Source organism: Streptomyces sp. NPDC046876, from assembly GCF_040645035.1.
In the GTDB taxonomy this organism is placed as follows: Bacteria; Actinomycetota; Actinomycetes; order Streptomycetales; family Streptomycetaceae; genus Streptomyces.
The window spans coordinates 1-25861 of record NZ_JBEYXK010000097.1 but is presented as its reverse complement, the minus strand read 5'-3'; the positions used below and the strand labels follow the sequence as shown (position 1 = coordinate 25861).

The window sequence follows — 25861 nt, the reverse complement described above, 5'->3', positions numbered from 1 at the left end:
CCTCAAACGCCGGCGAGGCTGGATAAATCCAGCCCGCGCGGCGTTTGAGCGCACCGGGCGCGAAGCGCCCGGAACGGGGTCCGGGGCGGAGCCCGTTCCGGGAAGGGGCGGGGTGGGGAACCGCTCCGCGCAGCGGGGCCACGCGCAGCCCCCGTGGTCCGGAGGGCCGCTCCGCAGGGTCAGCGCTTCGGCGGGGCCGAGTGGCCCGGCGCCTTGGCCGGGGGGTCGTCGGAGGCGGCCAGCCAGCCACCCACCCCCAGGCCCGCGGCCAGGACCACCGCCCCCACCGACAGGGCCAGCCGACGCCTGCGCACCGTGCCGGCCCGGTGCCGGGCGGAGCCGGGCCGGTGGCCGCCGGCCGGCCGCGGCACCCGGGCGGTGCCCAGCGCACCCCCGGCCAGCTCGTCCGGCGCCGGCACCCGCATCGAGGTGTGGGTGTCCCGGTTGGAGTCGGTGGAGGAGCCGGGGACCAGCGGGACGACCCCGCGGCGGCGGACCGGGGCGGCGGGCGCCTCCCGCGCCTCCACCGGCTCCGGCTCCGCATCGTCCGGCTCGTCCACGTCCAGCGGCGGCATCCCGGCCAGCAGCGGCAGCAGCTCCCGCAGCCGGGCCGACAGTTCGGAGGCCCGCAGCCGCGAGGCCGGCCCCTTCGCGAGGCACTGCACGATCAGCTGCCACAGCTCCTCGGGGATCCCCGGCAGCGGGACCACCGTCTCGGTGACGTGCCGCCGCAGCACCGCCCCGGGGTGCCCGCCGCCGAACGGCGTGAACCCGGCCAGCAGCTCGTACAGCACGGTGGCCAGCGCGTATATGTCGACGGCGGCCCGCGGCGGCAGCCCCTCCACGATCTCCGGGGCGAGGTAGTCCGGCGTACCGATGATCCGCGTGGCGGGCGCCGGAGCCCGCCCGGCCCCGCCGCCGGTCCCGCCCCCGGCCACCGCCCCGGCCCGCCTCGGCGAGTCGATCAGCTTGGCCACGCCGAAGTCGGTCAACAGGGCGGGGTGGGAGCCGCCCGGCCCGAGCGGGCCCTGCATGTCGAGCAGGACGTTCTCCGGCTTGACGTCGCGGTGCACGACCCCGGCCGCATGCGCCGCAGCCAGCGCGTCCGCGACGTCGGCGACGATCGCGACGGCCGCCTCGGGGGCGAGCCGCCGCTCCCGGTCCAGGCGCGTGCGCAGGTCCGTACCGCGCACCAGGTCCATGACCAGCGCCAGGTCGTTGCCGTCGACGACGAGGTCGCGGACGGACACGATGTGCGGGTGTTCCAGGCCGAGCAGCGCGCTGCGCTCCTGGACGAAGCGTCCGACCAGCTCCTGGTCGGACGCGAGGTCCTCGCGCAGCAGTTTGACGGCGACGGGGCCGTCGGGCCCCTCGCCGAGCCACACCGTGCCCGCGCTGCCGCGCCCCAGGATCTGGTGCGCGGTGTACCGGCTGCCGATTTTCCGTGCCACGACTGCTCCCTCAGCGGCTGGCGTACTGGGCCAAAGCTACGCGGCCGGATGGGGGTTGGAGGTCACGGATCGCGGCGACCTTCACTTCTGCGGGCGAAATCACGTGCTGGAAGTCGACAAATCTACGAAGTCGGCGTTACGGGCGCCCGGTTCGGGCGCCCGGTTCAGGGTGTGGTGCCGTTCCCGCTGCCGCCGCCGGTGGCGTCGCCGATCGATCCGACCCAGTCGACGACCTCGCTGCCCCAGGTCCACACCTGGTCCCACCAGCTCTTGCCGGTGCCGACCCACTCCTGGAGCGGGGTGAACTCCCAGATCAGCCAGCCCGCGATGAAGAACAGCACGATCATGACCAGGCAGCCCTTGAGGCAGCCGAGGCCCGGGATCCGGATCGGGTTGGCGCTGCGGCGGCGCGGCTCCCGGGGCGGACGCTGCTGCGGCGGCGGGGCCTGCGGGGGCTGCTGCTGCGGGGCCGGCCGCTGCTGCTGGTACTGCTGCGGCTGCTGCGGAGCCGGGGGCTGCCGGTACGGCTGCGGCTGCTGCGGCGGGGGCGCCTGCTGCGGCTGCGGGTAGTACGGCTGCTGCGGCTGCTGCGGCTGCTGCTGGTACTGCTGCTGGGGCGGGTACGCCGGCGGCGGCCCCTGGCGGTACTGCGGGGGCTGCTGCGGCCGCTGCGGCTGCTGAGGCGCCTGGCGCTGCGGCCGCCGACGCAGCGGGTCCTCGGCCGGATCGAGGTAGTGCATCTGCGTCTGCTCGTTGCGGTCGCGCGCGGCCCGCATCTGCGTCTGCCAGGGGTGCGGCTGGTCCGGCCGCTCCACGGGCGGCATGACGGAGGTCGGCGCCGCGTCCGGGACTCCCGGGGCGCCCGTGTTCGGCAGCACGGTGGTGGCGTCGGCGGCGCCGACCGGCGGGAGCACGCTGGTCATGGCGTTCGGGTCGTACGCGCCCTCGGGCCCGGCGGCCGGGCCGCGGCCGGGCAGCGCCTGGGTCTGGTCGGCGGCGCCGGGGGTCTGCGGGACGGGCGCCGGGGAGGGGTCGGGCGCGAGCAGCGCGCCGACGCCGAGCGCGGCCTCCACCTCGGACGGGGCGCTGTGCACGCCGATACCGGAGGCGACGACGCGCAGGCCGCGGGCCAGGTTCTCGGCACTGGGGCGCTCGGTCGGCTCCTTGCGCAGGCAGCGCTCGATGACGATCCACAGCGGCTCGGGCACGTGCGGCGGGCGCTGCGGGTCCTCGCTGAGGTGGCGGTGGAGCACTTCCAGGGCGGTGCCGCCGGCGAACGGCGGGCGCCCGGTGACCAGTTCGTACAGCAGGATGCCGGCGCCGTAGATGTCGACGGCGGAGGTCTGCGGGCGGCCCTCGGCGGACTCGGGGGCCACGTAGGCGGGGGTGCCGACGAACTCGTGGGTGCGGGTCAGGCCCGGGGAGTCGGCGAGGCGGGCGATGCCGAAGTCGGTGAGCATCGGCTTCATCTGGCCGCCGCGCTCGTCGAGCAGGACGTTCGCGGGCTTCAGGTCGCGGTGGACCACGCCGTCGGCGTGGCTGGCGGCGAGGGCGTCAGCGATCTGGGCGGTCAGCAGGGCCGCGGCGACGGGGGTGAAGGGGCCGTTCTGCCGGATGTACTTGTGCAGGTCCGGGCCGTCGATCAGGTCCATGACGAGGGCGAGGAGGTCGCCCTCGACGACGAGGTCGCGGGTGCGGACGATGTTGGGGTGCGTCAGGCGCAACAGGACGGAGCGCTCGCGCAGGAAGCGCATGACGATGTCGGCGTCCTGGGCCAGCTCCTCCTTGAGGACCTTGATGGCCACGGTCTCGCCGGGCTGGCCTGCGACGGCGGCCTCGGCGCCTGCGGTCTCACGCTGGCGGGCACGCCAGACGGTGCCCGTGGCGCCGCGCCCGAGCGGCTCCTCGAGCAGGTACTTGCTGCCGACTGGCCGCACGTCTCGCGCTCCCTGCTGTCGTCTGTGCACGTGGCGCGTGCACAGGGTGCGCGCACCGGGTTCGTGCCCGTGGTTCGTGGTTCGTTTTCCGGCCCACTCTAGGGGGTGTCCCTGCGGAAGACGCGGGGTACCGGAGGTTGGTTGCCGCACATTTGTCCGAAGAGTGATGTTCGAGGCGTATGCCGCATGGCGTTTTTTCGCTGATCCCTCGGGTTTTCGTGCACGTGTGCGTCCGGGTGTGACCGCCCGTTGCGCGGGCGTCGGCCATTCAAGATCATTTGTTGGCGGGTCCCGGGCGTGTTGTCCGCGACAGGTGCGAGGATGCACCCGTACGTACGGAACGGCGGGGACGGGAGCCCCGCCGTCCGGGCAGACCTGACCGGACGACGACGCGCCGTGCCGGGTGGGGGGTCGGGCAGGCACTGCCCCTCCGTACCCAGCCGGGCCCGGGCGCACGCACCTGCGCATCGCGCAGAAGGGACCGCTGACGGCGATGCAGATCCGGCTGACCGTCCTCGGGTCGCGCAGCGGCCACCAGACCGTGCCCGCCGGCTGTGACGTGCTCGTCACCGCGCCCGCGGGGACCGCGCTGGCCGCGGTGGCCTCCGGGCTGGCGGCGACCGTCGGCGGGCCGGACACCGGGGGCACGGTGGTGCTGTACGCGGGGGCCGAGCGGCTCGATCCGCAGCGGGCCCTGCTCGGGGAGCCGCCGCTCGTGGACGGGGCGGTGCTGGGCCTGCACGGACCTGTGCCGGACGTGGCGCCCGAGGGGGCCGACGGGGTCGCCGCCGCCGGGGCGCAGCTGCACGTGGTCGCGGGGCCCGACGCGGGCGGGGTGCACCTGCTGCACCCGGGCGCGATCCGGATCGGCCGCTCCGCGGACGCGGACATCCCGCTGGACGACCCGGACGTGTCCCGGCTGCACTGCGCGGTGACCGTACGGGAAGACGGGCGGGTCGCGGTGGCCGACCTGGAGTCCACGAACGGCACGACGGTGGACGGCACCGAGGTGGGCACCCGGCCCGTGGCGCTGGCCCCGGGCGCGCTGCTGCGCGTCGGCGAGACCACCCTGCGGCTGGCCGGGGGCTGCGCGGACCGCCTGCCCGCGGTCCCGGACCACGAGGGCCACCTCTGCCTCCCGGCACACCCGCTGCCGGACACCCCGTCCCACCCGGCCCCGGCCCCCGCCCGCCCGGCGGGCCCCTCGGGCCCCGTCGGCCCGGCCCTCCGCCCGGGCCTGGCCGGCCCGGCGGGCCACGCCGGGACCCAGGAGCGGCCGGGCAGCGCGGGCCCGGCCGACCCGGACCGGGCCGACGCCGCAGGGCCGACGGGCTTCGGTGCGGGCCCGGCGGCCCCGGCGGAAGCGGGCCGGGCCGGCGCTGCCCGGACGGCGGGGTCCGGCATCGCCGGGCCCGCCGGAGCGCAGGCCGGCTCGGCGGCGTACGGCGCGGGAACCCGCCAGCCCATGCCCCCGGCCGCGGGCACTGCGGGATCGGTCGGCGCGGCCGGAGCCGGCAGCGGCGGTCCCGGCGCGGCCGGAGGCGCCCCCGCCGGTCACGGCCTTGTCGGCACGGTGGGCGCGGGCGGTTACGGCTCGGCCGGAGCGGCCGTGCGCGGTCACGGCGCGGCCGGAGCAGCAGGCGGGGCGGGTGCCCCCGCCGTGGCCGACGGCGGCGAAGCGTACGCACCCGGCGGGGCGGGCGGCGGCCAGGCGCTGGGCGCCGTACGCGGGCACGGCGCTGCCGGCACGGCCGGCGCGGCCGGCGCGGGTTCCCCCGGTGCAGCCGTACCCGGCCACGGCGCCGCCGGAGCAGCAGGCGACACGGGTGTCCCCGCCGCGGCCGGCGGTGGCGAAGCGCAGGCGGCCCGGGGCCGGAACGGCGGCGGCCAGGCGCTGGGCGCCACAGCCGGTCACGGCTCAGCCGGAGCCGCCGTACACGGTCACGGCGCCACCGGAGCAGCCGCGGGCCAGGCGTCGGGGCCCGTGACCGGCGGCGGCCAGGCGCCGGGGCACGGGTTCGGCGGAAGCCAGGGACAGGGCCCGGCTGGCGGCCAAGGGCAGGGCCGGACCGGCGGCGGCCACGGACAGGGCCCAGTCGGCGAAAGCCAGGGACAGGGCCCCCTCGGCGGCGGCCAGGGAGAGAGCCCGGCCGGCGGCAGCCAGGGACAGAGCCCGGCCGGCGGCCAAGGGCAGGGCCGGACCGGCGGCGGCCACGGACAGGGCCAGGGCCGGACCGGCGGCGGCCCTGGGCAGAGCCCGGTCGGTGGTGGGCGGGGGGCCACCGGGGAAGGGCAGGGGCGCGCCGGTGGTGGTTGGCGGCGTGGCGGGTTCGGGGCCTGGGCCCGGCGGTGGGTCCGCGGGGAGGCCGAGGGCGGGGCGGAGGCCCCGGGCGCGGCGGCCGTGGCCGCCGTGCCCGACGTGGACGATCCGGCGGCGCTGCTGCTGGCCGCGCTCGGCCCGACCCGGCGGCTGTGGTCCCGCGAGCCGGGACGGCTCGAGGTCGGCCTCGGCGCCGGCAGCCGGGTCGCGCTCCAGGACGTCGGCGGGCTCGGCCTCGCCGGCCCGCGGCCCCGCCTCGACGGGGTCGCCCGCTCCCTGGTGGCCCAGCTCGCCGCCCTGCACGCGCCCGCCCAGCTGGAGATCGTGCTGATCAGCAGCGACCGGGCCCGCCCCGTCGAGCGGCGGCGCGAGGGCTGGGCCTGGCTCGGCTGGCTGCCGCACGTGCGGCCGGCGCACGGCCAGGACTGCCGGCTGCTCCTCGCGTACGACACCGAGCAGGCGGCCGCCCGCACCGGCGAGCTCACCCGCCGCCTCGACGAGGGCCCCCTCGGCGCCACTTGGGCGGCCGCCGACCGGCGGGCCGTCCGCGAGGCCGCCGCCGCGCACCGGGGCCCGTACACGCTGCTCGTGGTGGACGGCGAGCCGGGGACGGCGGCGCTGCGCGACCTCACCGGTCGGCTCGCCTCGCACGGTCCGGCGGCCGGGATCCACGTCCTGGTCCTGGCCGAGACGGCGTCGGCCACGCCCGCCTCCCCGCTCACCGACACCTACGAGGCGGCCTGCGCGGCCACTCCCGCCTTCCGGGACTGCGGCGCGGCCGCCCTGCTGAGCGGCGATGTCGCCACGACCGTGCGCACCTTCGCGGTGACCGGCGGCCGCCCGGTGACGCCCGGCACCACCGCCACCGCCGACGCGGTCTCCGCGGCCTGGGCCGAGCGGTTCGCCCGGGCCCTGGCCCCGCTGCGGGCCGAGCCCGCGGGCGGCGGCCCGCAGCGGTCGGCCGCCGCGCTGCCGGCCTCGTCCCGGCTCCTGGACGAGCTGGGGCTGGCCCGGGCCACTCCGGCCTCCCTGATGGCCCGCTGGGCGGCCGCCACCGACCAGGGCCAGGCCGTCGGCGGGCTCGTCGAGCTGGTCCTCGGCAGCGGCCGGGGCGGCCCGGTCGGGGCCGAGCTGGTCCAGGACGGCCCGCACCTGCTGGTCGAGGGCCCGGCGGGCAGCGGCCGCACCGAGCTGCTGCGTTCGATCGCCGCCTCGCTGGCGGCGGCGGCCCGGCCCGACCGGCTGGGCCTGGTGCTGCTCGACGGCGCGGGCGGCGAGCGCGGCGACGGGCTGCTGCCCGCCGCGGAGCTGCCGCACGTCGCAGCCCATCTGGTGGCCTCCGACCCGGTGCGGATGCGGGAGTTCGCGCAGGCCCTCGGCTCCGAGCTCAAGCGGCGGGCCGAGCTGCTGGAGGGGACCGCCTTCGCGGACTGGCACGCGGAACACGCGGAACACGCGCAGCGCGCGCTGTCCGACCGGATGGTCGCACCGCGCCCGCCGGCCTCCGGCGAACAGCTCGGCGGCGGCGAGCTCGACCCGCCGCGCACGGGCACGCTGCGGCTGCGCGCCTCCGCCGTGCGCAGCGAGCCCGTGGCGGGGCCGACGCCGCTGCCGCGCCTGGTGGTGCTGGTCGACGACTACGACGCCCTGGTCGCGCCCGCGCTGGGCAGCGCGGGCCGCCCCGCCGCCGGCTCGGTGGTCCGTGCGCTGGAGGCGGTGGCCCGCGACGGGGCCCGGCTCGGGGTGCACCTGGTGGCCGCGAGCGCCCGCCCGGACCGTACGGCCGACACCGAGCTGGCCCGCTCGGGTCCGCTGCGCGTCGAGTTGGACGCCCCGGACCGGCCTGGCCCGGGCCGCGGCCGGCTGCGCTTCGCCGATGGGACGACGGTGCCGTTCCAGGGCGGCCGGGTGACCGGGCGGATCCCGCGGACGGCGACCCTGCGGCCGACGGTGGTGCCGTTGGAGTGGGACCGGATGGGTGATCCGCCGGCCCGCCGCCCGGTGCGCGAGCTCGGCAACGGCCCGACGGACCTGGCCCTGCTGGCCAGTGCCCTGGACCGGGCCTCGCACCTGGTCTCGGCGATACCCGTGCTGTTCCCGGCGGCGCCCTGACCCGGCCGGGCCCGCCGCCCGGCCGCCGCCACCGGGCCCCGGCCCCGCGAGGCGGTATTGCGGGGGTGCGCGGCTCGGCGTAGACCTGTGGGTCAGGTCACACCACGGGAATCGGGGGCAGAGCCATGCGCAGCAGGCCCGCAGCGAGCCGTTCGAAGAACCGTACGTACACGAGCAGGGGCAGGAGCAGAGGCAGGGGCACGGGCAGGGGCCCCGCCGCCTGGGCGGCGCTGGCCGCCGCGGGTGTCCTCGCGCTGAGCGCGTGCGGGGGCGGCGGCGGCAGCAGCACGAAGGGCAGCCCGCCGACCTCCGGCGCCTCCGAGGTGCAGTCGGTGGCTTTACCGCGGCTGGACGGGGAGAAGCTGGAGGTCGCGGCGGTCTGGACGGGGCCGGAGCAGGCGAACTTCACCAAGGTGCTGAAGGAGTTCGAGAAGCGGACGGGCGCCACGGTCACGTTCGTCCCTGCGCAGGATCCGATCGTCACCTTCCTCGGTACGAAGATCGCGGGCGGGCAGCCCCCGGACGTGGCGCTGCTGCCGCAGGTCGGTGCCCTGACCGCGGCGGTGCAGAACAAGTGGGCGCAGCCGGTGGGTCCGGAGGCCCGGGCGCAGCTCGACAAGAACTACTCGGACGGCTGGAAGAAGCTGGGCGCGGTGGACGGCACCCAGTACGGGGTGTACTACAAGGCGGCCAACAAGTCGCTGATCTGGTACAACGCCAAGGCCTTCGAGGCGGCGGGCGTCCAGCCGCCGAAGACCTGGAAGGAGCTGCTGACCGCGGCCGACACCCTGTCCGCGTCCGGCACCCCGGCCTTCTCGGTGGCGGGTGCGGACGGTTGGACGCTCACCGACTGGTTCGAGAACATCTACCTCTCGCAGGCCGGCCCGCAGAAGTACGACCAGTTGGCCAGGCACCAGATCAAGTGGACGGACGACAGCGTCCGCCAGGCACTGACCACCTTCGGCGAGCTGCTGTCCCGCAAGGACTTCCTGGCGGGCGGCCCGAGCGGGGCGCTGGCCACCGAGTTCCCCAAGTCGGTGACGCAGACGTTCACGGGCGGCGACCGGCCGGCGGCGGCGATGGTCTTCGAGGGCGACTTCGTGGCGGTGAACATCGCGCAGACCGAGGCGAAGATCGGCAAGGACGCGCTGGTGTTCCCGTTCCCGGCGGTGGGTGCGAAGGCGCCGGTGGTCTCGGGCGGCGACGTGGCGGTCGCGCTCAAGCCGTCGAAGGGGGCGCAGGCGCTGCTGACGTTCCTGGCCTCGCCGGACGCGGCGCGGATCCAGGCCCGTGAGGGCGGTTTCCTCTCCCCCAACAAGGCGGTCGGCCCGGACGCCTACCCCAACGAGATCCAGGGGCGCATCGCGGAGGCCCTGATCAAGGCGGGCGACGACTTCCGCTTCGACATGTCGGACCAGGCTCCGGCGGCGTTCGGCGGGACCCCGGGCGCCGGCGAGTGGAAGGCGCTGCAGGACTTCCTGGCGAACCCGGGGGACGTGGCGGGCACCCAGGCCAGACTGGAGGCGGACGCGGCCAAGGCGTACGGGAACTGACCCGTGGCAGCCTCGGCCGGCACGGGGACGGGTCCGGGTTCGGGTTCGGGTTCGGGCTCAGGGACAGGGACAGGGGCAGGAGCAGGGACGGGCACGCGTACCGGTGGGGCGGCGGCCGCGCGCCCGGCCGCCGGTCCGACCCCGCGCTCCCGGCAGGAGCGGCGCCGCCGGCTCGTCGCGGCGGCGTTCCTCCTGCCGGCGCTGGTGCTGCTGGGCGCGCTCGTCGTGCACCCGATCGGGTACTCGCTCTACCGCAGCCTCTTCGACCGCTCCGGCGACACCTTCGTCGGCGCGGACAACTACGCGCAGATCCTGCGCGACGACGCCATCCGCACGGCCGTGCGGAACACCGCGCTGTGGGTGGTGCTGGCGCCGGCCGCGGCCACCGCGCTGGGCCTGGTCTTCGCGGTGCTGACGGAACGGGTGCGCTGGGGCACGGCGTTCAAGCTGCTGGTCTTCATGCCGATGGCGATCTCGATGCTGGCGGCCGGCATCATCTTCCGCCTCGTCTACGACCACGACCCCGACCGCGGCGTCGCCAACGCGATCTGGGTCGGTGTCCACGACACCTTCGCCCCGGCCTCGGCGTTCCCCAAGGCCCGTCCGGGCCGGGACTCGCCGCTGGTTCCGGAGCAGGGCGCCGCCGCGGGCGGTTTCACGACCCGGGAGCCGGTACGGGCGGGGGTGCCGGTGCTGCTGCCGCTGGTCGGGGTCGCTCCCGACGCCCTGCCCGAGGGCACCCGTACGGCCGGAGCGGCGCGAGCGGAGCCGGGGAAGGTCACGGGCACGGCCTGGCAGGACTTCACGCGGGGCGGCGGCGGCCGCACGAACGCGGTCGACCCGGCCGAGTCCGGCTTCGCCGGGATGCGGGTGGAGGCGGTCAAGGACGGCCGCGTGGTCGATGCGGCGACGACCCGCGCGGACGGCACGTTCACCCTCTCCGCGAAGGCCGACGGGGCGCTGCTGCGGCTGCCCGCCTCGAACTTCAAGGAGCCGTACGCGGGGGTGGAGTGGCTCGGCCCGGCGCTGGTGACCCCCTCGGTCATCGGGGCGTACGTATGGATGTGGGCCGGTTTCGCAATGGTGCTGATCGGGGCGGGGCTGGCGGCCGTGCCGCGGGAGCTGCTGGAGGCGGCGCGGGTGGACGGGGCGAACGAGTGGCAGGTGTTCCGCCGGGTCACGGTGCCGCTGCTGGCGCCCGTCCTGGCGGTGGTGCTGGTCACGCTCGTCATCAACGTGATGAAGATCTTCGACCTGGTCTTCGTGATCGCGCCGGGGTCGGTGCAGGACGATGCGAACGTGCTGGCCCTGCAGCTGTACCGGACCTCCTTCGGCACGGACGCCGACCAGGGGCTGGGCAGCGCCATCGCGGTGCTGCTGCTGGTGCTGGTGGTGCCGGTCATGCTCTACAACATCCGCCGGATGCGCCGGGAGGCCCGCCGATGAGCTTCGTGCACACCGCTGCGGCGAAGGCGGCCGGCGGGGCCGTGCGGGTCTTCCTGGTCTGCGCGGGCCTGTTCTGGCTGCTGCCCACGATCGGCCTGCTGGTCTCCTCGTTCCTCGACGCGAGCGCACTGAACCGGGGCGGCTGGTGGCAGGCGCTGACCGCGCCGGCCCGGCTGACCGCCGGGAACTACGAGCGGCTGCTCGCCAACGACACCATCACGAGCGCGCTGCTCAGCACGGTCGCCATCACGGTCCCGGCGACACTGCTGGTCCTCGTCCTCGGCGCCCTCGCCGGGTACGCCTTCGCCTGGCTGGAGTTCCCGGGCCGGGACTGGCTGTTCCTGGTGGTCGTCGCGCTGCTGGTGGTGCCGGTGCAGGTGGCGCTGATCCCGGTCTCCGAACTGTTCGGCGCGGTCGGCCTGTTCGAGACGACCGCCGGGGTGGTGCTGTTCCACACCGCGTTCGGGCTGCCCTTCGCGGTGTTCCTGCTGCGGAACTTCTTCGCGCAGATCCCGCGGGAGCTGCTGGAGGCGGCCCGCCTCGACGGGGCGGGCGAACTGCGGCTGTTCTGGCGGGTGGTGCTCCCGCTGGGCGCGCCGGCGATCGCCTCGCTGGGCATCTTCCAGTTCCTGTGGGTGTGGAACGACATGCTGGTCGCGCTGGTCTTCGCGGACTCGGCGCACCCGCCGATCACGGTGGCCCTCCAGCAGCAGGTCCGGCAGTTCGGCAACAACATCGACGTGCTCGCGCCGGGCGCGTTCTTGTCGATGGTGGTGCCCCTGGTGGTGTTCTTCGCGTTCCAGCGGCAGTTCACCACGGGGGTGATGGCCGGCGCGGTGAAGTGACGCTGCGTAACCCGTTTGCCGCACGCTGCGTAACCCGATCGCCACGCCCGGGGTTCCTGGGGGCGAACTGCCCGCGCCGACCCCTGGATGTGCCGTGCCCCGGTTCAGCGTCATCGTGCCCGCGTACAAGGTTCAGGCGTACCTCCGGGAGAGCCTGGACTCGGTCCTGACGCAGTCCTGCACGGACCTGGAGCTGATCGCCGTCGACGACGCCTCGCCGGACGCCTGCGGGGCCGTCATCGACGAGTACGCCTCCCGCGACCCCCGGGTCACGGCCGTGCACCTGGCGCACAACCTGGGCCCGGGCCCGGCCCGCAACGCGGGCCTGGCCCGGGCCACCGGCGACTACCTGCTCTTCCTCGACGGCGACGACACCCTCGCCCCGGGCGCCCTGCAGGCCATCGCCGACCGGCTGAAGGACACCGGCTCCCCCGACGTCCTCGTCTACGACTACGCCCGCACCTTCTGGACCGGCGAGGTGGTCCGCAACCGGCTCGCGCACCGCCTGTGCGAGGACGGCCCGGCCAGCTTCCGGCTCGCCGACCGCCCCTCCCTGCTGGGCATGCTGACAGTGGTGTGGAACAAGGCGTACCGCCGCGAGTACGTCGAGCGCGAGGGCCTGTCCTTCCCGACCGGCCTGTACGAGGACACGCCCTGGACCTGTCCGGCGCTGCTGGCCGCCGAATCCATCGCCGTCCTGGACCGGGTGTGCGTGCACCACCGGCAGCGGCGCACCGGCTCGATCATGACCACCGCCGGCCGCGGCCACCTGGACGTCTTCGACCAGTACGAGCGGGTCTTCGGCTTCCTCGCCACCCGCCCGGAGCTGGAGCGCTGGCGGCCGGCGCTGCACCGGCGGATGGCCCAGCACTTCTGCGACGTGTACGCCGACCGGCGCCGCCTGCCGCGCGCGAGCCGGGCCGAGTTCTTCACCCGGGCCTCGGTGCTGCTGCGCCGGCACCGGGCCGCCGGCTCCCCGCCGCTGTCGCTGTCGCGCACGGACCGGGTCCGGCACACCCTGATGCGGCTGGGCGTGCGCCGCACCTACCGCACCCTGTCGGTGCTGCGCGCGGCGGCGCTGGCGGCGGGCCGCGCCACGGGGTCCCTGGGGCGGGGGCTGCGCGAGAGTGCGCTGCGCCTGCACTACCGCATCCAGCGGCTGCTGCCGCTGTGGCCGGAGCTGGCGGTCTTCTCCGCGTACTGGCACGGCGGCTACGCCTGCAACCCGGCGGCGATCGAGGCCAAGCTGCGCGAGCTCGCTCCCCGGATGCGGACCGCGTGGATCTGCGACCCCCGCCACGCGGCGACCCTGCCGCCGCAGACGTCCCTCCTGCGACCCGGCTCGGCCGCGTACTGGACCGCGCTGGCGCGGGCCACGTACCTGACGACGAACGTCAACTTCGACCGGTCGCTCGTCAAACGCCCCGGGCAGGTCCTGCTGCAGACCCAGCACGGCACCCCGCTCAAGCGGGTCGGCCTGGACCTCCAGGACCGCCCGGCGGCCACCCCGACGACCGACTTCGCGGGCCTGCTGCGCGGCGCGGACCAGTGGGACTACCTGCTGTCCGCGAACCGGCACTCCACCCTGGTGTGGGAGCGGGCGGTGCCGTCCTCGTACACGACGCTGGAGTACGGCTACCCGCGCAACGACGCCTTCCACCGGGCGACCCGGCAGGAGGTGGTGGAGCTGCGCGAGCGCCTCGGCATCCCGGCGGGCTCGACGGCGATCCTGTACGCGCCCACCCACCGCGACTACCGGCGCAGCCGGCCCGAGCACCTGGACTTCGAGCGGGTGCTGAGGGACCTCGGCCCGCGGTTCACGCTGCTGGTGCGCCGGCACCTGACGTACGCGGAGGCCCCGGACTCCGCGGGCGCGACGGGCGCGGCGGCGCCGGTGCTCCGCCACCCGCGGCTGATCGACGTCTCCGCGCACCCCTCGGTGGAGGAACTCTGCCTGGCCTCCGACGCGTTGGTGACCGACTACTCCTCCCTGATGTTCGACTACGCGGCGCTGGACCGGCCGATGGTGATCCACGCGGACGACTGGGAGGCCTACGAGGCGGCCCGCGGCACCTATTTCGACCTGCGGTCCTGTCCGCCGGGCGCGATCGCCCGGACCGAGGACGAGCTGGTGGACATCTTCGTCACCGGCCACTGGCGGGGCTCGCGTTCGGCGCAGCTGCGGGCGGCGTTCCGGGCGCGGTTCTGCACCCACGACGACGGGCTCGCGGCGGAGCGGGTGGTGCGCCACGTCTTCCTGGGGCAGCCGTCGCTGGTGCCGCCGGTGGTTCCGCTGCACGAGCGGCGGCCGGCGCCGGCGGCCCCCTCGGCGGGGGCGACGGGCGGCCCGGCAGGCGGTTCTCCGGCGGCCACCGGGCCCACGCTGGCCCCGCTGACCACTCCCGGATTGTGGCCGTAGCCGGGGTCTTCCGCCGTTCCGGTGATACGCCGGCGGAGCGACTTCTCCTGCGCCCCTATGGGAGCGCCCTGCCACCGCCCGCCGTGGGCGCCGACTGCCAGGACGGCATGGCGCACGTACGGGCGGAGCAGCGCTGAGCCGGTAGCCGCCGGGCGGGGGCGGGGCGCACCCCGGTGCTCGGCCGCGGGCGGCGCTCAGCCGCGGGCGGCCGTCAGCCCCGCCACCACCGACCCGGCCAGCTCGTCGAGGTACCCGGCCGGCACCTCGTCGCGCACCACCACCTGCCGCCAGTACAGCGGCCCGATCGCCAGGTCCAGCGCCCGGCCGGGGTCGGTGCCGGCCGGCAGCTCGCCGCGCGCCACGGCGTCCGCGACGATGCCCTGCGCCATCCGCAGCTCGCCGTCGAGGAGGGCGCCGCGCACCGCGTCCGCGATCTCGGGGTTGCGGGCCGCCTCGACGAGCAGGTCGGGGATGACCGCCGAGGCCACCGGGTGGCGCAGCACGTGTGACATGACCTCCAGCAGGGCCCGTACGTCGCCGTACAGCGAGCCGGTGGCGGGCACGGGCAGGCCGTCCACGGCGAAGGCCTGCACCAGGTCCAGGACCAGGTGCAGCTTGGACTTCCAGCGCCGGTAGACGGCGGTCTTGCCGACGCCAGCGCGCCGCGCGATCCCCTCGATCGACATCCGCGAGAACCCGACCGCGGCCAGCTCCTCCAGCACTGCGGCCCGGATCGCCTCGGTCACGTCCTCGCGCAGCACGGCGGCCCCGGCGGGGGCACGGCGGGCGGGGGCCGGGTCGGCGGCGGGGGCGGTGGCGGGGGTGGAGGCGGCGGGATCCGTGGTCATGGACCGAGCATAACCGGGCACGCCGACCCCACTCCGTCACGACGATACGGTTGCGTTCCGTCGCACCGCACCCTAACCTCGCCGTAGCGACGATACGGTTCCGTCCCATCGCCCCCCGGCGTCCCGACCCCGTCGAAAGCGACCCCCTGTGACTCCACCGACCCTGGCACCCGCAACGGCGCCCGCCCACTGCACCCCCGCGGAGCTGGCGGCCGCCCACGGCCTGACGGTCAGCGGCGCCCGCCCCCCGCTGCCGGCCTACGTGCGCCGCCTGTGGCAGCGCCGCCACTTCGTGACCGCGTACGCCACCGCCCGGATGCAGGCCACGTACAGCACGGCGAAGCTGGGCCAGGTCTGGCACCTGGTCACCCCGCTGCTGAACGCGGCCGTCTACTACTTCATCTTCGGGATCGTCATGCACGCCAGCCACGGCGTGCCCGACTACCTGCCGTTCCTGATCACCGGCATCTTCGTCTGGGACTTCATCGGCAGCTCCATCAACGCCGGCACCCGTGCCGTCCACAGCAACCTCGGCCTGGTCCGGGCCCTGCACTTCCCGCGCGCCAGCCTCCCCCTCGCCTCCGTGGTCCAGCTCTTCCAGCAGCTGCTGGTCACCATGGGCGCGCTGGTCCTGCTCCTCCTGGCCTTCGGCCAACTCCCCACCCCCTCCTGGCTGCTGGCGCTCCCCGTCCTCTTCCTCACGGCGGTCTTCTGCGCGGGTTGCGCCATGGTCATGGCCCGCATCGGCAGCAAGAGCCCGGACGTCAGCCAGCTGATGCCGTTCGTCCTGCGCACCTGGATGTACGCCTCCGGCGTGATGTGGTCCATCGACCAGATGCTGAGCCAGGACCAGCTGCCGCACTGGGTGGCCCTCGCCCTGAAGACCAACCCGGCGGCCGTCTACATCGACCTCATGCGCTACGCCCTGATCGACAGCTTCGACGCGCACGCCCTCCCGCACCACGTGTGGGCGATCGCCGTCGGCTGGGCCCTGCTCGCCGGCGTCGGCGGGTTCGTCTGGTTCTGGAAGGCAGAAGAGGAGTACGGCCGTGGCTGACCCGACCGCAACCGCCACCCGCGTGCCGACCGTCATCGCCGACGGCGTCCACGTCATCTACAAGGTCAACGCCGGCGGGCGCAAGGGCGGCGCCACCGCCGCGCTCAGCCGGATCCTGTCCCGCAAGCCGGCTCCCGGGGTGCGGGAGGTGCACGCCGTGCGCGGGGTGTCCTTCACCGCGTACAAGGGCGAGGCCATCGGCCTCATCGGCACCAACGGCTCGGGCAAATCCACCCTGCTGGCCGCCATCGCGGGCCTGCAGCCGGTGGCCCGCGGCACGATCTACTCCCAGGGCCAGCCGTCACTGCTCGGCGTCAACGCCGCCCTGATGAACGACCTGACCGGCGAGCGGAACGTGATCCTCGGCGGGCTGGCGATGGGCATGTCCAAGCAGCAGATCCACGAGCGCTACCAGGACATCGTCGACTTCTCCGGCATCAACGAGAAGGGCGACTTCATCTCCCTGCCGATGCGCACGTACTCCTCCGGCATGGGCGCCCGGCTGCGCTTCTCCATCGCGGCGGCGAAGGACCACGAGGTGCTGATGATCGACGAGGCCCTCGCCACCGGCGACGCGGCGTTCCAACGCCGCAGCCAGGCCCGCATCGAGGAACTCCGCGAACGGGCGGGCACCGTCTTCCTGGTCAGCCACAGCATCGGCACGGTCCGCGAAACCTGCGACCGGGCCATCTGGCTGGAGTCGGGCACGCTCCGCATGGACGGCCCGTCCAAGGAGGTCTGCGACGCCTACGAGACCTACACCCGCAGCGCCTGACCCACCCCAACCCGCCTACAGACCCAGCCCCCGGCAGATCCAGCCCCGCCGGCACAATCCAGCCCCGCCGGCGTTTGAGGCGCGGGGGCCCGGGGGCAGAGCCCCCGCAACGACGCCGCACCCGCACGACGCCAGACCCGCCCATCCAGCCCCGCCGGCGTTTGAGGCGCGGGGGCCCGGGGGCAGAGCCCCCGCAACGACGCCGCACCGCACGACGGCGGCCCGGCGGAGCCTTACGGCACGCGCCACTGCTGCGCCCTGCTCCCCGATACGCAGGGGACCACCGTCAGCTGCTGGCCGGCGCCGTTGTCGGTCAGGCAGCCGCCCTGGAAGGCGATGTCCTTGATGAGGTACGCATTGGACCCCGCCACCCGCTCCAGGTTCCACCACACCCCTCCGCCGCCGCCGAGCTCAGCCCGCACGGTGTCGCCGAACTGCGTCAGGGCCCGGCCGAGGTAGGCGCCGTTCGGCGAGCAGACGCGGAAGGACTCGTAGTTGCTCCGCTCGTACACCCACCCCATGGCCGTGGTCCCGCCCATGACCACCTTGGTGCCCGACGCGGTGCTGTTCGAGCCGAGGCCGACCTTCAGCCCGTCTCCGACATTGGTGATCGCTCCCCACACGCCCGCGCCGCACCCCGCGGGCGGAGCGGACCCGGATCCCCCGCCCGCGCCGCCGCCCGCGCCGCCGCCGGCGCCGCCGGGGGTCCCGCTGCCGGTCGGCTGCTGACCGCCCCCTGAGGGGCTGCCACCGCCGCCGGAGGGGCTTGCGCCGCCCCCGCCGGGCGCACTGGCGCCACCGCCCGCGCCGTCGGCGCCACCGCCGCCGGGCCCACCCGGGACGGGCCCGCCCACGGCGCCGCCCTGCGCCGCGGCGGGGTCCTGACCCGGGACCGGGGCCGAGGGGGCGGGCGAGGTGCCCTGCGCGCTGCCCGGAGGGACGGAAGCGCCGGGCCCCTGGCCGGCGCTGCCGGACGCGGCGGGCGCGGACGCCGCCGAGGACGGCTGCCGGCCGGCGCCCTGGGCGTCGGCCTCCTTCCCCCACGGGGCGATCTGCAGGACGGTGACGGCCACGGTGGCGGTCACGCTCACCGAGACGGCGACCGGCACGGCGACGCCCTCGGGAATGCCGAGCCGCTGCCACCACTTCTTCCCGCCGGAGCCACCCGCCGCCGCGGACCCGCCGGCCCCGCCCGACCCGCCGGGCTCGCCGGGCTCGCCGGGCTCGCCGGACCGTACGACGACCGGCCCCGCCGGTGCGTCCAGCTCGCGCAGCGGCCGCCCGGCCGCCGCACGGCGCGCCGCCGCCGCCATCACCGAGGCGTCGGCGTACCGCTCCTCGGGCCGCTTGGCCAGCGCCCGGGCGACGAAGGCCCGTACCGGCTCGGGCAGCGCGTCCGGCAGGGCCGGCGCGGGCTCCCGGACGTGCTTGAGGGCGATCTCGACCACCGACTCGCCGGTGAACGGCGGCTCCCCGGTCAGCAGTTCGTAGACGACCACGCCCATGGAGTACAGGTCGGACGCCGCGATGGCCCCCAGCCCCTCGGCCTGCTCCGGAGCCATGTAGAGGGCCGTGCCGAGCACCGCGTGGGAGTCGGTGATGCCGGTGCTGGCCGCACTGGACCTGGCGATGCCGAAGTCGGTGACGGTCACCCGGCCGTCGGCGCCGAGCATCAGGTTCGACGGCTTGATGTCGCGGTGCGTCACCCCTTGGAGGTGTGCCGCGTGCAGCGCGTCCAGGGCCTGCCCGGCGATGTCGAGCGCCTGCTCGGGCGGCAGCGGACCGGACTGCGCACGGACCTCGTTCAGGGGCCGCCCCTCGACGAGCTCCATGACGATGTAGGCGACCTCCTCGCCCGATTCGATCGGGCTCTCGCCGTAGTCGTGGACGTCCACGATGCCGGGGTGGCTGAGCGAGGCGAGGACCGTGGCCTCGCGGCGGAACCGCGCCGCGAACGCCGGGTCGTCGAGCAGCGCCGGGAGGAGGACCTTGACGGCCACCTGCCGCCGGAGCACGGCGTCGTCGGCCCGCCACACCTCGCCCATCCCGCCGCCGCCGATCCTCTCGGTCAGCGTGTACCGGTCACCCAGAACCGTGCCCCGTCCCCACATGCGTGTTCCCCCGCAGCGCCAGCTGGTCGATTGGTCCGTACAAGTGCAGCCGCGCACAGGGTACTTGGGGCGCCACCCAGTTGCCCGCGCCCGGTCCGGGGGGGGCGGGGCCGCGGGCCGAAAGGCCGAGGCCCCGGCCCCCGGAGGAATCCGGAGGCCGGGGCCTCGGTGGTGCGGTGTCACGAGACTCCCCGGAGGGATCAGGCGTGAGCCCTCAGCAGCGACCGCATGGTGCGCATCGCCACGGACAGGTTGGCCAGGTCGAAGTCGTCCGACCCGCGGATCTCGTCCAGGGTGGTCCGCGCCCGGCTGATGATCGCCGCGTTCTTGTCCTCCCACGACTTGAACCGCTCCTCCGGCGTGGAGTCCCCGTTCCCGGCCGCCAGCACGTCGGCGGTCAGCGCGGCGTGCGCCGCGAACAGGTCCTCGCGGATGGAGGCACGGGCCATGGACTGCCACCGGTCGGCGCGCGGCAGTTCGATGATCCGGTCCATCAGCTGGGTGATGTCGAGGCGGTCGGCGAGGTCGTAGTACACCTCGGCGACACCGAGCGGGTCGACACCGGTGCGGTCGGAGATCGCGACGATGTCCAGCGTCGGGAACGCCGACGAGAACCCGGCGACCTTCGCCGCCAGCTCCTCCGGCACGCCCTCGTGCGTCAGCTCGTCCAGCACCAGCTGGTACCACTCCAGGTCCGCACCGCGCACCAGCTTCGGCAGCTCGCCCCAGACCTGGGCGACCCGGTCGGCGAACAGCTCGATGGTCTCGGTGATCTGCAGCGGCTGCGGCCGGTTGTTCAGCAGCCAGCGCGTACCCCGCTCGACCAGGCGCCGCGAGTGCAGCCGCACCCGGGTCTGGACGTCGGCCGCGACCTTGTTGTCCAGCGCCTCGACCGCATCCCACACCTCGGCCAGGCCGAAGATCTCGCGGGCCGCGAGCTGCGCCCGGACGATCTCCTCCGTGGAGGCCCCGCTCTCCTCGCGCAGGCGGTGCAGGAACGTCGAACCGCCGGTGTTGACGGTGTCGTTGACCAGCATCGTGGTGATGATCTCCCGGCGCAGCGCGTGGGCGCCGACCTGCTCGGGGAACCTCGCCCTCAGCGCGGCCGGGAAGTACGCGTCCAGCAGGCGGCGCAGGTACGGGTCGTCCGGCAGCTCGGTGTGGATGAGCTCGTCCGCCACCGTGATCTTGGTGTAGGCCAGCAGGACGGCCAGTTCCGGCTGGGTCAGGCCCTTGCCGCTGCCGAGCAGCTCGCGGACCTGCCGGTCGGTGGGCAGGAACTCCAGGCTCCGGTCGAGCAGTCCGGCCTGCTCCAGGCGGCGCATGAACCGCTGCTGCGCGTGCAGCAGGCTCGACGCCTGGGCCACGCCGTTGGCCAGGGCCACGTTCTGCGCGTAGTTGTTGCGCAGCACGAGCCGGCCGACCTCGTCGGTCATCTCCGCGAGCAGCGAGTTGCGCTGCTTGACGGTCATGTCGCCGTCGGCGACGACCGCGTTGAGCAGGATCTTGATGTTCACCTCGTGGTCGGAGGTGTCCACGCCCGCGCTGTTGTCGATGGCGTCGGTGTTGACCTTGCCGCCCTCGCCGCCGGCGCCGGTGCGGGCGAACTCGATGCGGCCGAGCTGGGTCAGACCCAGGTTGCCGCCCTCGCCGATGACCTTGGCGCGGACGTCGGCGCCGTTGACGCGGATGGCGTCGTTGGCCTTGTCGCCGACCTCGGCGTGCGTCTCGGACGTCGCCTTGACGTAGGTGCCGATGCCGCCGTTCCACAGCAGGTCCACCGGGGCGTGCAGGACGGCCTGCATCAGCTCGGCCGGGGTCATCTTGGTGACACCCGCCTCGATCCCGAGGGCCTCGCGCATCTGCGCGTTGACCGGGATGGCCTTCGCGGAGCGCGGGTGGATGCCGCCGCCCGCGGACAGCAGCGAGGTGTCGTAGTCGGCCCAAGAGGAGCGCGGCAGCTCGAACAGGCGCCGGCGCTCGGCGTAGGAGACGGCCGCGTCCGGGTTCGGGTCGATGAAGATGTGCCGGTGGTCGAAGGCGGCGACCAGGCGGATGTGCTCGGAGAGCAGCATGCCGTTGCCGAAGACGTCACCGGACATGTCGCCGACGCCGACGACGGTGAAGTCCTGGGTCTGGGTGTCGTGGCCGAGCTCGCGGAAGTGCCGCTTGACGGACTCCCAGGCGCCGCGGGCGGTGATGCCCATCCCCTTGTGGTCGTAGCCGGCCGAGCCGCCGGAGGCGAAGGCGTCGCCCAGCCAGAAGCCGTAGGACTCGGCGACACCGTTGGCGATGTCGGAGAAGGTCGCGGTGCCCTTGTCGGCGGCGACGACGAGGTAGGTGTCGTCCTCGTCGTGGCGGACGACGCCCTTGGGCGGGACGACCTCCCCGCCGACCATGTTGTCGGTGATGTCGAGCAGCGCCGAGATGAAGATCTTGTACGAGGCGATGCCCTCGGCGAGCCACGCGTCGCGGTCCACCGACGGGTCCGGCAGGTTCTTGGCGACGAACCCGCCCTTGGCGCCGACCGGCACGATGACGGTGTTCTTCACCATCTGCGCCTTGACCAGGCCGAGGATCTCGGTGCGGAAGTCCTCGCGGCGGTCGGACCAGCGCAGGCCGCCTCGGGCGACCTTGCCGAAGCGCAGGTGGACGCCCTCGACGCGCGGGGAGTACACCCAGATCTCGAAGGCCGGGCGCGGGGCCGGGAGCTCCGGGATGGCCTGCGGGTCGAACTTCATCGACACGTACGAGTGCTGCTCGCCGTCGCTGGCGAGCTGGAAGAAGTTGGTGCGCAGGGTGGCCTTGATCAGCGTGAGGAAGGACCGCAGGATCCGGTCCTCGTCGAGCGAGGCGACCTGGTCCAGGGCCCCGTCCAGCTCCTCCAGCATGGCGTCGATGAGCTCGGTGCCGGCGGACTGGCGGCCGGGCGACATCCGGGCCTCGAAGAGCGAGACCAGCAGCCGGGTGGTGTGGACGTTGTTGCGGAGGGTGTCCTCCATGTAGTCCTGGCTGAAGGTGGAGCCGGCCTGGCGCAGGTACTTGGCGTACGCGCGCAGGACGACGGCCTGCCGCCAGGTGAGACCGGCGCCGAGGACCAGGGTGTTGAAGTTGTCGTTCTCGGCGTCGCCGCGCCACACGGCGGCGAAGGCGTCCTGGAAGCGCTCGCGGGCGTCGTCGCCGAGGTAGTTGTCGCCGTTGGCCGGGACGGGCATCCGCAGGCCGAAGTCGTAGATCCACGCGTTGCTGCGGTCGCTGCAGCGCAGCTCGTACGGGCGCTCGTCGGTGACCTCGACGCCCAGGCGCTGCAGGACGGGCAGGACCGCGGACAGCGAGACCTGCTCACCGGTGCGGTAGATCTTGAAGCGGCGCTCGCCGGGGCCGGCGCCGACGGGCTCGTACAGCGACAGGGCGAAGTCGCGGTCGCTGGCGGAGAGCCGCTCGAGGTGGACGAGGTCGGCCACGGCGCCGCGCGGGGTGTGGTCGGCCTTGTAGCCCTCGGGGAAGGAGCCGCCGTACTTGCGCAGCAGCTCGGCGGCGCGCTCCTCGCCGAGTTCGGCGGTCAGGGCCTCGCCGAAGCCGTCGGCCCAGGAGCGGGCGGCCTCGACCAGGCGGGCCTCGACGCGCTCGACGTCGGCGTCGGTCAGCGCGGGCAGCTGGGTGCCCTGCGGGACGCGGACGACGAAGTGGATGCGGGAGAGGATCGACTCGGTGTTCCAGGCGGTGAAGTCGACGCTGGTGCCGCCGAGCTCCTCCTTGAGGATGTCCATCAGGCGCAGCCGGACGCCGGTGGTGAAGCGGTCGCGCGGCAGGTAGACGAGGGCCGAGTAGTAGCGGCCGTACTCGTCCTGGCGCAGGTACAGCCGCAGCCGGCGGCGCTCCTGCAGGTACAGCACGGAGGTGGCGATCTCGCGGAGCTTGTCGACCGGGGTCTGGAACAGCTCGTCGCGCGGGTAGGTCTCCAGGATCTGCAGCAGGTCGCGGCCGTCGTGGCTGGACGGCGAGAAGCCGGCGCCCTCGAGGACCTCGGCGACCTTGCGGCGGATGACCGGGACGCGGCGCACGGACTCGGTGTACGCGGCGGAGGAGAACAGGCCGAGGAAGCGGCGCTCGCCGACGACGTTGCCCTCGGCGTCGAACTTCTTCACGCCGACGTAGTCGAGGTACGAGGGACGGTGCACGGTGGCGCGGCTGTTGGCCTTGGTCAGCACCAGCAGGCGGTGCTCGCGGGCCTTGGCGCGGGCGTCGGCCGGAAGCCGGTTGAAGGACGGCGAGACGGGGTGGGCGTCCTCCTGGCCGTGGTGGACCGGGTCGGAGCGCAGGATGCCGAGGCCGGTGCCGGGCACGGCGGCCAGGGCGTCGCCGTCGACGAGGTTGTACTCGCGGTAGCCGAGGAAGGTGAAGTGGTCGTCGGCGAGCCAGCGCAGCAGCTCCCGGGCCTCTTCGAGCTCGTACTCGTACAGGTCGGGCGCGCAGGGCTCGTTCGGCAGGTCGTCGGCGATGCGCAGCGCGGCGTCGCGCATCTTCTCCCAGTCCTCGACGGCCTCGCGGACGTCGGACAGGACGCGCTGGAGGTCGCCGGTGATCTGCTTGAGGTCGGCGCGGTCGGTCTCGCGGTCGATCTCGACGTGGATCCAGGACTCGACGAGGGAGTCGTGGGGGCGCGCGGTCCGCGGGCCGTGGGCGTCGCAGTCGGGGCCGAGGATCTCGATGAGCTTGCCGGTGATGTCGCGGCGGACGACGACCTGCGGGTGGATCACGACGTGGATGCCGCGGCCCTGGCGGGACAGCTCGTTGGTCACGGAGTCCACGAGGAACGGCATGTCGTCGGTGACCACCTCGACGACGGAGTGGCTGGAGGTCCAGCCGTTCTCCTCGACGGTCGGCGTGTGCACGCGGACGTTCGCGGTGCCCTGCGGGCGGTTCTCGGCGAGGCGGTAGTGCGAGAGCGCCGCCCCGAAGACGTCGACCGGGTCCCGGTCCAGGAGGTCCTCGGGCGCGGTGTGCAGGTAGTAGCGCTGGAGATACGAGAGAGTCGTGTCCCGGTCGGGCCGCTCTCCCTGCTCGGCCCCAGTCGGAAGTACCCCCCCGGCCGGGCTGTGCTCAGCTACCCGGGCCGCCCGCGCGAGCAGCTCGGCCTTTGCTTCGTCCAGCTTGGTCTGCATGTCCTCTGGCTCCTGTCGCGCGCCATTGCGTGACGTAGGTGAAGGAAGGAATGACGTAGCGCCGCGAGGCGGGGTGATGTCCGTCCGGAGCCGACGCTATGTCGTCGTGGGAGCCGTCCGGGAGGGATTCGGCCAAGATCGGCGCGGTGTCCCGGAGGCGGGGACCAGCGAAGGCCCGGGCACGGTCGTGCGCCGGGCGCAGGCCGGGGGCTTCGGCGCCCCCGATGACTATCGCGCTGATCACGGGTACCAGGCTATCTCGACCGACCCCCATTGCGTCACGGTCCGGATCTGTACAAAAGCAAGTCCGGAAGTTTGACGATGTGCGCAGTGACGCGAACGGCCGCGCGTGCCAGTCGCTATTCGGCCAGCTCGCGAGCAGTGCGGACGGCCTCTGCCAGGGTGTCCACGACGGGCACACCGGCCGATTCCAGACTGGTGCGGCTGTGCGAACCACCCGTGTAGAGGACGGCCCGCGCGCCCACGTGGGCCGCGGCGAGGGCGTCGTCGACGGCGTCCCCGATGAGGACGGTCGCCTCCGGCGCCACACCCGAGTGCTCGAGGGCCTGCATGTGCCGGACGAGGTGCCCGGCCTTGGAGGTGTGCGAGGGGCCGGTGCGGCCGTCGACGCGCAGGAAGTACCGCTCGATGCGGTGCTCCCGGACGAGCGGTACGAGCCTGTCGTGGGGCGCCAGCGACAGCAGCGACTGGGTCAGCCCGTCGGCCTGCCAGTCGCGCAGCAGCTCCTCGGCCCCCGGGGTGAGCCCGGTCTCCTCGGCGGCCTGCCAGTAGTAACGGTGGAAGGTGGCGTCCATGACCTCCCACTCCGCCTCGGTGGGAAGCCGCCCCATGAGCCGCTCGTAGAACCTGGGCACGGGCACGACGTAGAGCTCGCGGTAGCGCTCCAGGGTGAGCGGCGCGAAGCCGAACTCGGCGAAGGAGGCGTTCGTCGCCGCGATGACGGCGTCGATGTCGTGGAGCAGGGTGCCGTTCCAGTCCCAGACTATGTGGACGGCGCGGGCAGGACGTCCGGTGGTCATGCCAGCAGCCCCGGAATCTCCTGGACGCCGAACCACAGCAGCTCGTGGTCCTCGGCCCCGTCGACGGTGAACGCGGCGTCCTCGTCGCCGGCGTCGGCTGCGGCCAGCGCGGCCGCGGCGGCCTGGACGTCCGTGACGGCGTCATCGGCGTCGACGTGCACGGCGGCGGCGGTGGCGAGGCGTACCGGTCCATCGAGGGTGACCTGGCCGAGGGTGGCCTCGTCGAGGCCGGGGACGGCGTTGACGGCCTTGTCGGCGACGTCCGCCGCGACGACGACGCGCTTGCGGGGGGCGGCGGCGTCTTCGGCGAGCAGCCGCAGCGAGGCCGCCGCGGCCCGGCCGAGGGCGGCGTACTCCAGCTCCTCGATGTCGTCCGACACGTACCACTCCCGCAGGGCGGGGGTGACGGCGTACGCCCGCAGCGGGGCGCCGCCCAGCTCACCCGCCTTGTGCGCCTCGGCGAGGCCGGGGAGGGTCAGGGGGACGTACACGCGCATGGCCGGCTGCTTTCGGTAGTCGGAAACCCACCCAGCATACGACCGCCGCCCCACGGCCTCCGCGACCAACCGGCATTTCAGCCCCGCCGACGATCGAGGCGCGGGCTCTGGGGGCAGCGCCCCAGCCACCCCCGCCCACCTCCGCAGCCGAGGTCCGGCAATTCCAGCCTCGCCGGCGATTGAGGCGCGGGGTTTGGCGCGGCGCCCCAAGCAACCCGGCTCCGCCGGGCACCGGGCTCCGCCCGGACCCGCGCCTCAAACGCCGGCGGGGCTGAAGTTGCCGGA

The 25861-nt window shown here is 74.6% G+C and carries 15 protein-coding genes; 7 read left to right on the top strand and 8 right to left on the bottom strand.

Features of this window, described 5'->3' with window-relative positions; genetic code table 11:
• Positions 1 to 179: 179 nt before the first annotated feature.
• Complete coding sequence (locus ABZ924_RS31940; protein WP_361917572.1) at positions 180 to 1451, bottom strand: serine/threonine-protein kinase; 1272 nt, start codon at positions 1449 to 1451, stop codon at positions 180 to 182.
• 164 nt (positions 1452 to 1615) lie between these two features.
• Positions 1616 to 3388: a protein kinase gene (locus ABZ924_RS31935; RefSeq protein ID WP_361917569.1), complete on the bottom strand. Its 1773-nt coding sequence runs from the start codon at positions 3386 to 3388 to the stop codon at positions 1616 to 1618.
• 493 nt (positions 3389 to 3881) lie between these two features.
• On the opposite strand from ABZ924_RS31935, the gene ABZ924_RS31930 reads away from it, so the two are divergent.
• Complete coding sequence (locus ABZ924_RS31930; protein ID WP_361917566.1) at positions 3882 to 7820, top strand: FtsK/SpoIIIE domain-containing protein; 3939 nt, start codon at positions 3882 to 3884, stop codon at positions 7818 to 7820.
• Between the two features lie 97 nt (positions 7821 to 7917).
• Here ABZ924_RS31930 and ABZ924_RS31925 read toward each other — a convergent pair whose 3' ends face one another.
• On the bottom strand, positions 7918 to 8109 hold the full coding sequence (locus ABZ924_RS31925; protein ID WP_361917581.1) for a hypothetical protein: 192 nt from the start codon (positions 8107 to 8109) through the stop codon (positions 7918 to 7920).
• Here ABZ924_RS31925 and ABZ924_RS31920 point away from each other — a divergent pair.
• From ABZ924_RS31920 to ABZ924_RS31905, 4 genes are all read left to right on the top strand, one after another.
• Positions 8051 to 9373, top strand: a complete 1323-nt coding sequence (locus ABZ924_RS31920) for an ABC transporter substrate-binding protein (protein WP_361917578.1) — start codon at positions 8051 to 8053, stop codon at positions 9371 to 9373. The genes ABZ924_RS31925 and ABZ924_RS31920 overlap by 59 nt on opposite strands.
• 192 nt (positions 9374 to 9565) lie before the next feature.
• Positions 9566 to 10819, top strand: a complete 1254-nt coding sequence (locus ABZ924_RS31915; protein ID WP_361917575.1) for a sugar ABC transporter permease — start codon at positions 9566 to 9568, stop codon at positions 10817 to 10819.
• Positions 10816 to 11664, top strand: a complete 849-nt coding sequence (locus ABZ924_RS31910) for a carbohydrate ABC transporter permease (RefSeq protein WP_361917563.1) — start codon at positions 10816 to 10818, stop codon at positions 11662 to 11664. Before ABZ924_RS31915 ends, ABZ924_RS31910 begins: the two co-directional genes overlap by 4 nt.
• Before the next feature lie 94 nt (positions 11665 to 11758).
• Positions 11759 to 14083 carry a bifunctional glycosyltransferase family 2 protein/CDP-glycerol:glycerophosphate glycerophosphotransferase gene (locus ABZ924_RS31905; RefSeq protein ID WP_361917560.1) on the top strand — a complete coding sequence of 775 codons (2325 nt, stop codon included), beginning with the start codon at positions 11759 to 11761 and terminating at the stop codon, positions 14081 to 14083.
• 194 nt (positions 14084 to 14277) lie between these two features.
• Here ABZ924_RS31905 and ABZ924_RS31900 read toward each other — a convergent pair whose 3' ends face one another.
• Complete coding sequence (locus ABZ924_RS31900; RefSeq protein WP_361917557.1) at positions 14278 to 14931, bottom strand: TetR/AcrR family transcriptional regulator; 654 nt, start codon at positions 14929 to 14931, stop codon at positions 14278 to 14280.
• A 148-nt stretch (positions 14932 to 15079) separates the two neighbouring features.
• On the opposite strand from ABZ924_RS31900, the gene ABZ924_RS31895 reads away from it, so the two are divergent.
• Together ABZ924_RS31895 and ABZ924_RS31890 are read left to right on the top strand one after the other, a co-directional pair.
• The gene (locus ABZ924_RS31895; RefSeq protein ID WP_361917554.1) at positions 15080 to 15988 is read left to right on the top strand and encodes an ABC transporter permease; all 909 of its coding nucleotides are present in this window, start codon (positions 15080 to 15082) and stop codon (positions 15986 to 15988) included.
• Complete coding sequence (locus tag ABZ924_RS31890; RefSeq protein WP_361917551.1) at positions 15981 to 16763, top strand: ABC transporter ATP-binding protein; 783 nt, start codon at positions 15981 to 15983, stop codon at positions 16761 to 16763. Before ABZ924_RS31895 ends, ABZ924_RS31890 begins: the two co-directional genes overlap by 8 nt.
• A gap of 233 nt (positions 16764 to 16996) precedes the next feature.
• On the opposite strand, the gene ABZ924_RS31885 is transcribed toward ABZ924_RS31890, so the two are convergent.
• The 4 genes from ABZ924_RS31885 to ABZ924_RS31870 all read right to left on the bottom strand — a co-directional run bounded on the left by ABZ924_RS31885 (position 16997) and on the right by ABZ924_RS31870 (position 25576).
• Positions 16997 to 18874 carry a protein kinase gene (locus ABZ924_RS31885; RefSeq protein WP_361917548.1) on the bottom strand — a complete coding sequence of 626 codons (1878 nt, stop codon included), beginning with the start codon at positions 18872 to 18874 and terminating at the stop codon, positions 16997 to 16999.
• A 200-nt stretch (positions 18875 to 19074) separates the two neighbouring features.
• Positions 19075 to 24039, bottom strand: coding sequence for an NAD-glutamate dehydrogenase (locus tag ABZ924_RS31880; protein ID WP_361917545.1), 4965 nt, complete (start codon positions 24037 to 24039; stop codon positions 19075 to 19077).
• A 359-nt stretch (positions 24040 to 24398) separates the two neighbouring features.
• Complete coding sequence (locus tag ABZ924_RS31875; RefSeq protein WP_361917542.1) at positions 24399 to 25079, bottom strand: HAD family hydrolase; 681 nt, start codon at positions 25077 to 25079, stop codon at positions 24399 to 24401.
• Positions 25076 to 25576, bottom strand: a complete 501-nt coding sequence (locus ABZ924_RS31870) for a hypothetical protein (protein ID WP_361917539.1) — start codon at positions 25574 to 25576, stop codon at positions 25076 to 25078. The genes ABZ924_RS31875 and ABZ924_RS31870 overlap by 4 nt, the downstream gene beginning before the upstream one ends.
• Between the last annotated feature and the right edge of the window lie 285 nt (positions 25577 to 25861).

Excerpts from the sequence above, each read along its gene's own strand:
- ABZ924_RS31930 (WP_361917566.1), top strand. The coding sequence starts at position 3,882 with ATGCAGATCCGGCTGACCGTCCTCGGGTCGCGCAGCGGCCACCAGACC.
- ABZ924_RS31910 (WP_361917563.1), top strand. The coding sequence starts at position 10,816 with ATGAGCTTCGTGCACACCGCTGCGGCGAAGGCGGCCGGCGGGGCCGTG.
- ABZ924_RS31900 (WP_361917557.1), bottom strand. The coding sequence starts at position 14,931 with ATGACCACGGATCCCGCCGCCTCCACCCCCGCCACCGCCCCCGCCGCC.
- ABZ924_RS31885 (WP_361917548.1), bottom strand. The coding sequence starts at position 18,874 with ATGTGGGGACGGGGCACGGTTCTGGGTGACCGGTACACGCTGACCGAG.
- ABZ924_RS31880 (WP_361917545.1), bottom strand. The coding sequence starts at position 24,039 with ATGCAGACCAAGCTGGACGAAGCAAAGGCCGAGCTGCTCGCGCGGGCG.
- ABZ924_RS31875 (WP_361917542.1), bottom strand. The coding sequence starts at position 25,079 with ATGACCACCGGACGTCCTGCCCGCGCCGTCCACATAGTCTGGGACTGG.
- ABZ924_RS31870 (WP_361917539.1), bottom strand. The coding sequence starts at position 25,576 with ATGCGCGTGTACGTCCCCCTGACCCTCCCCGGCCTCGCCGAGGCGCAC.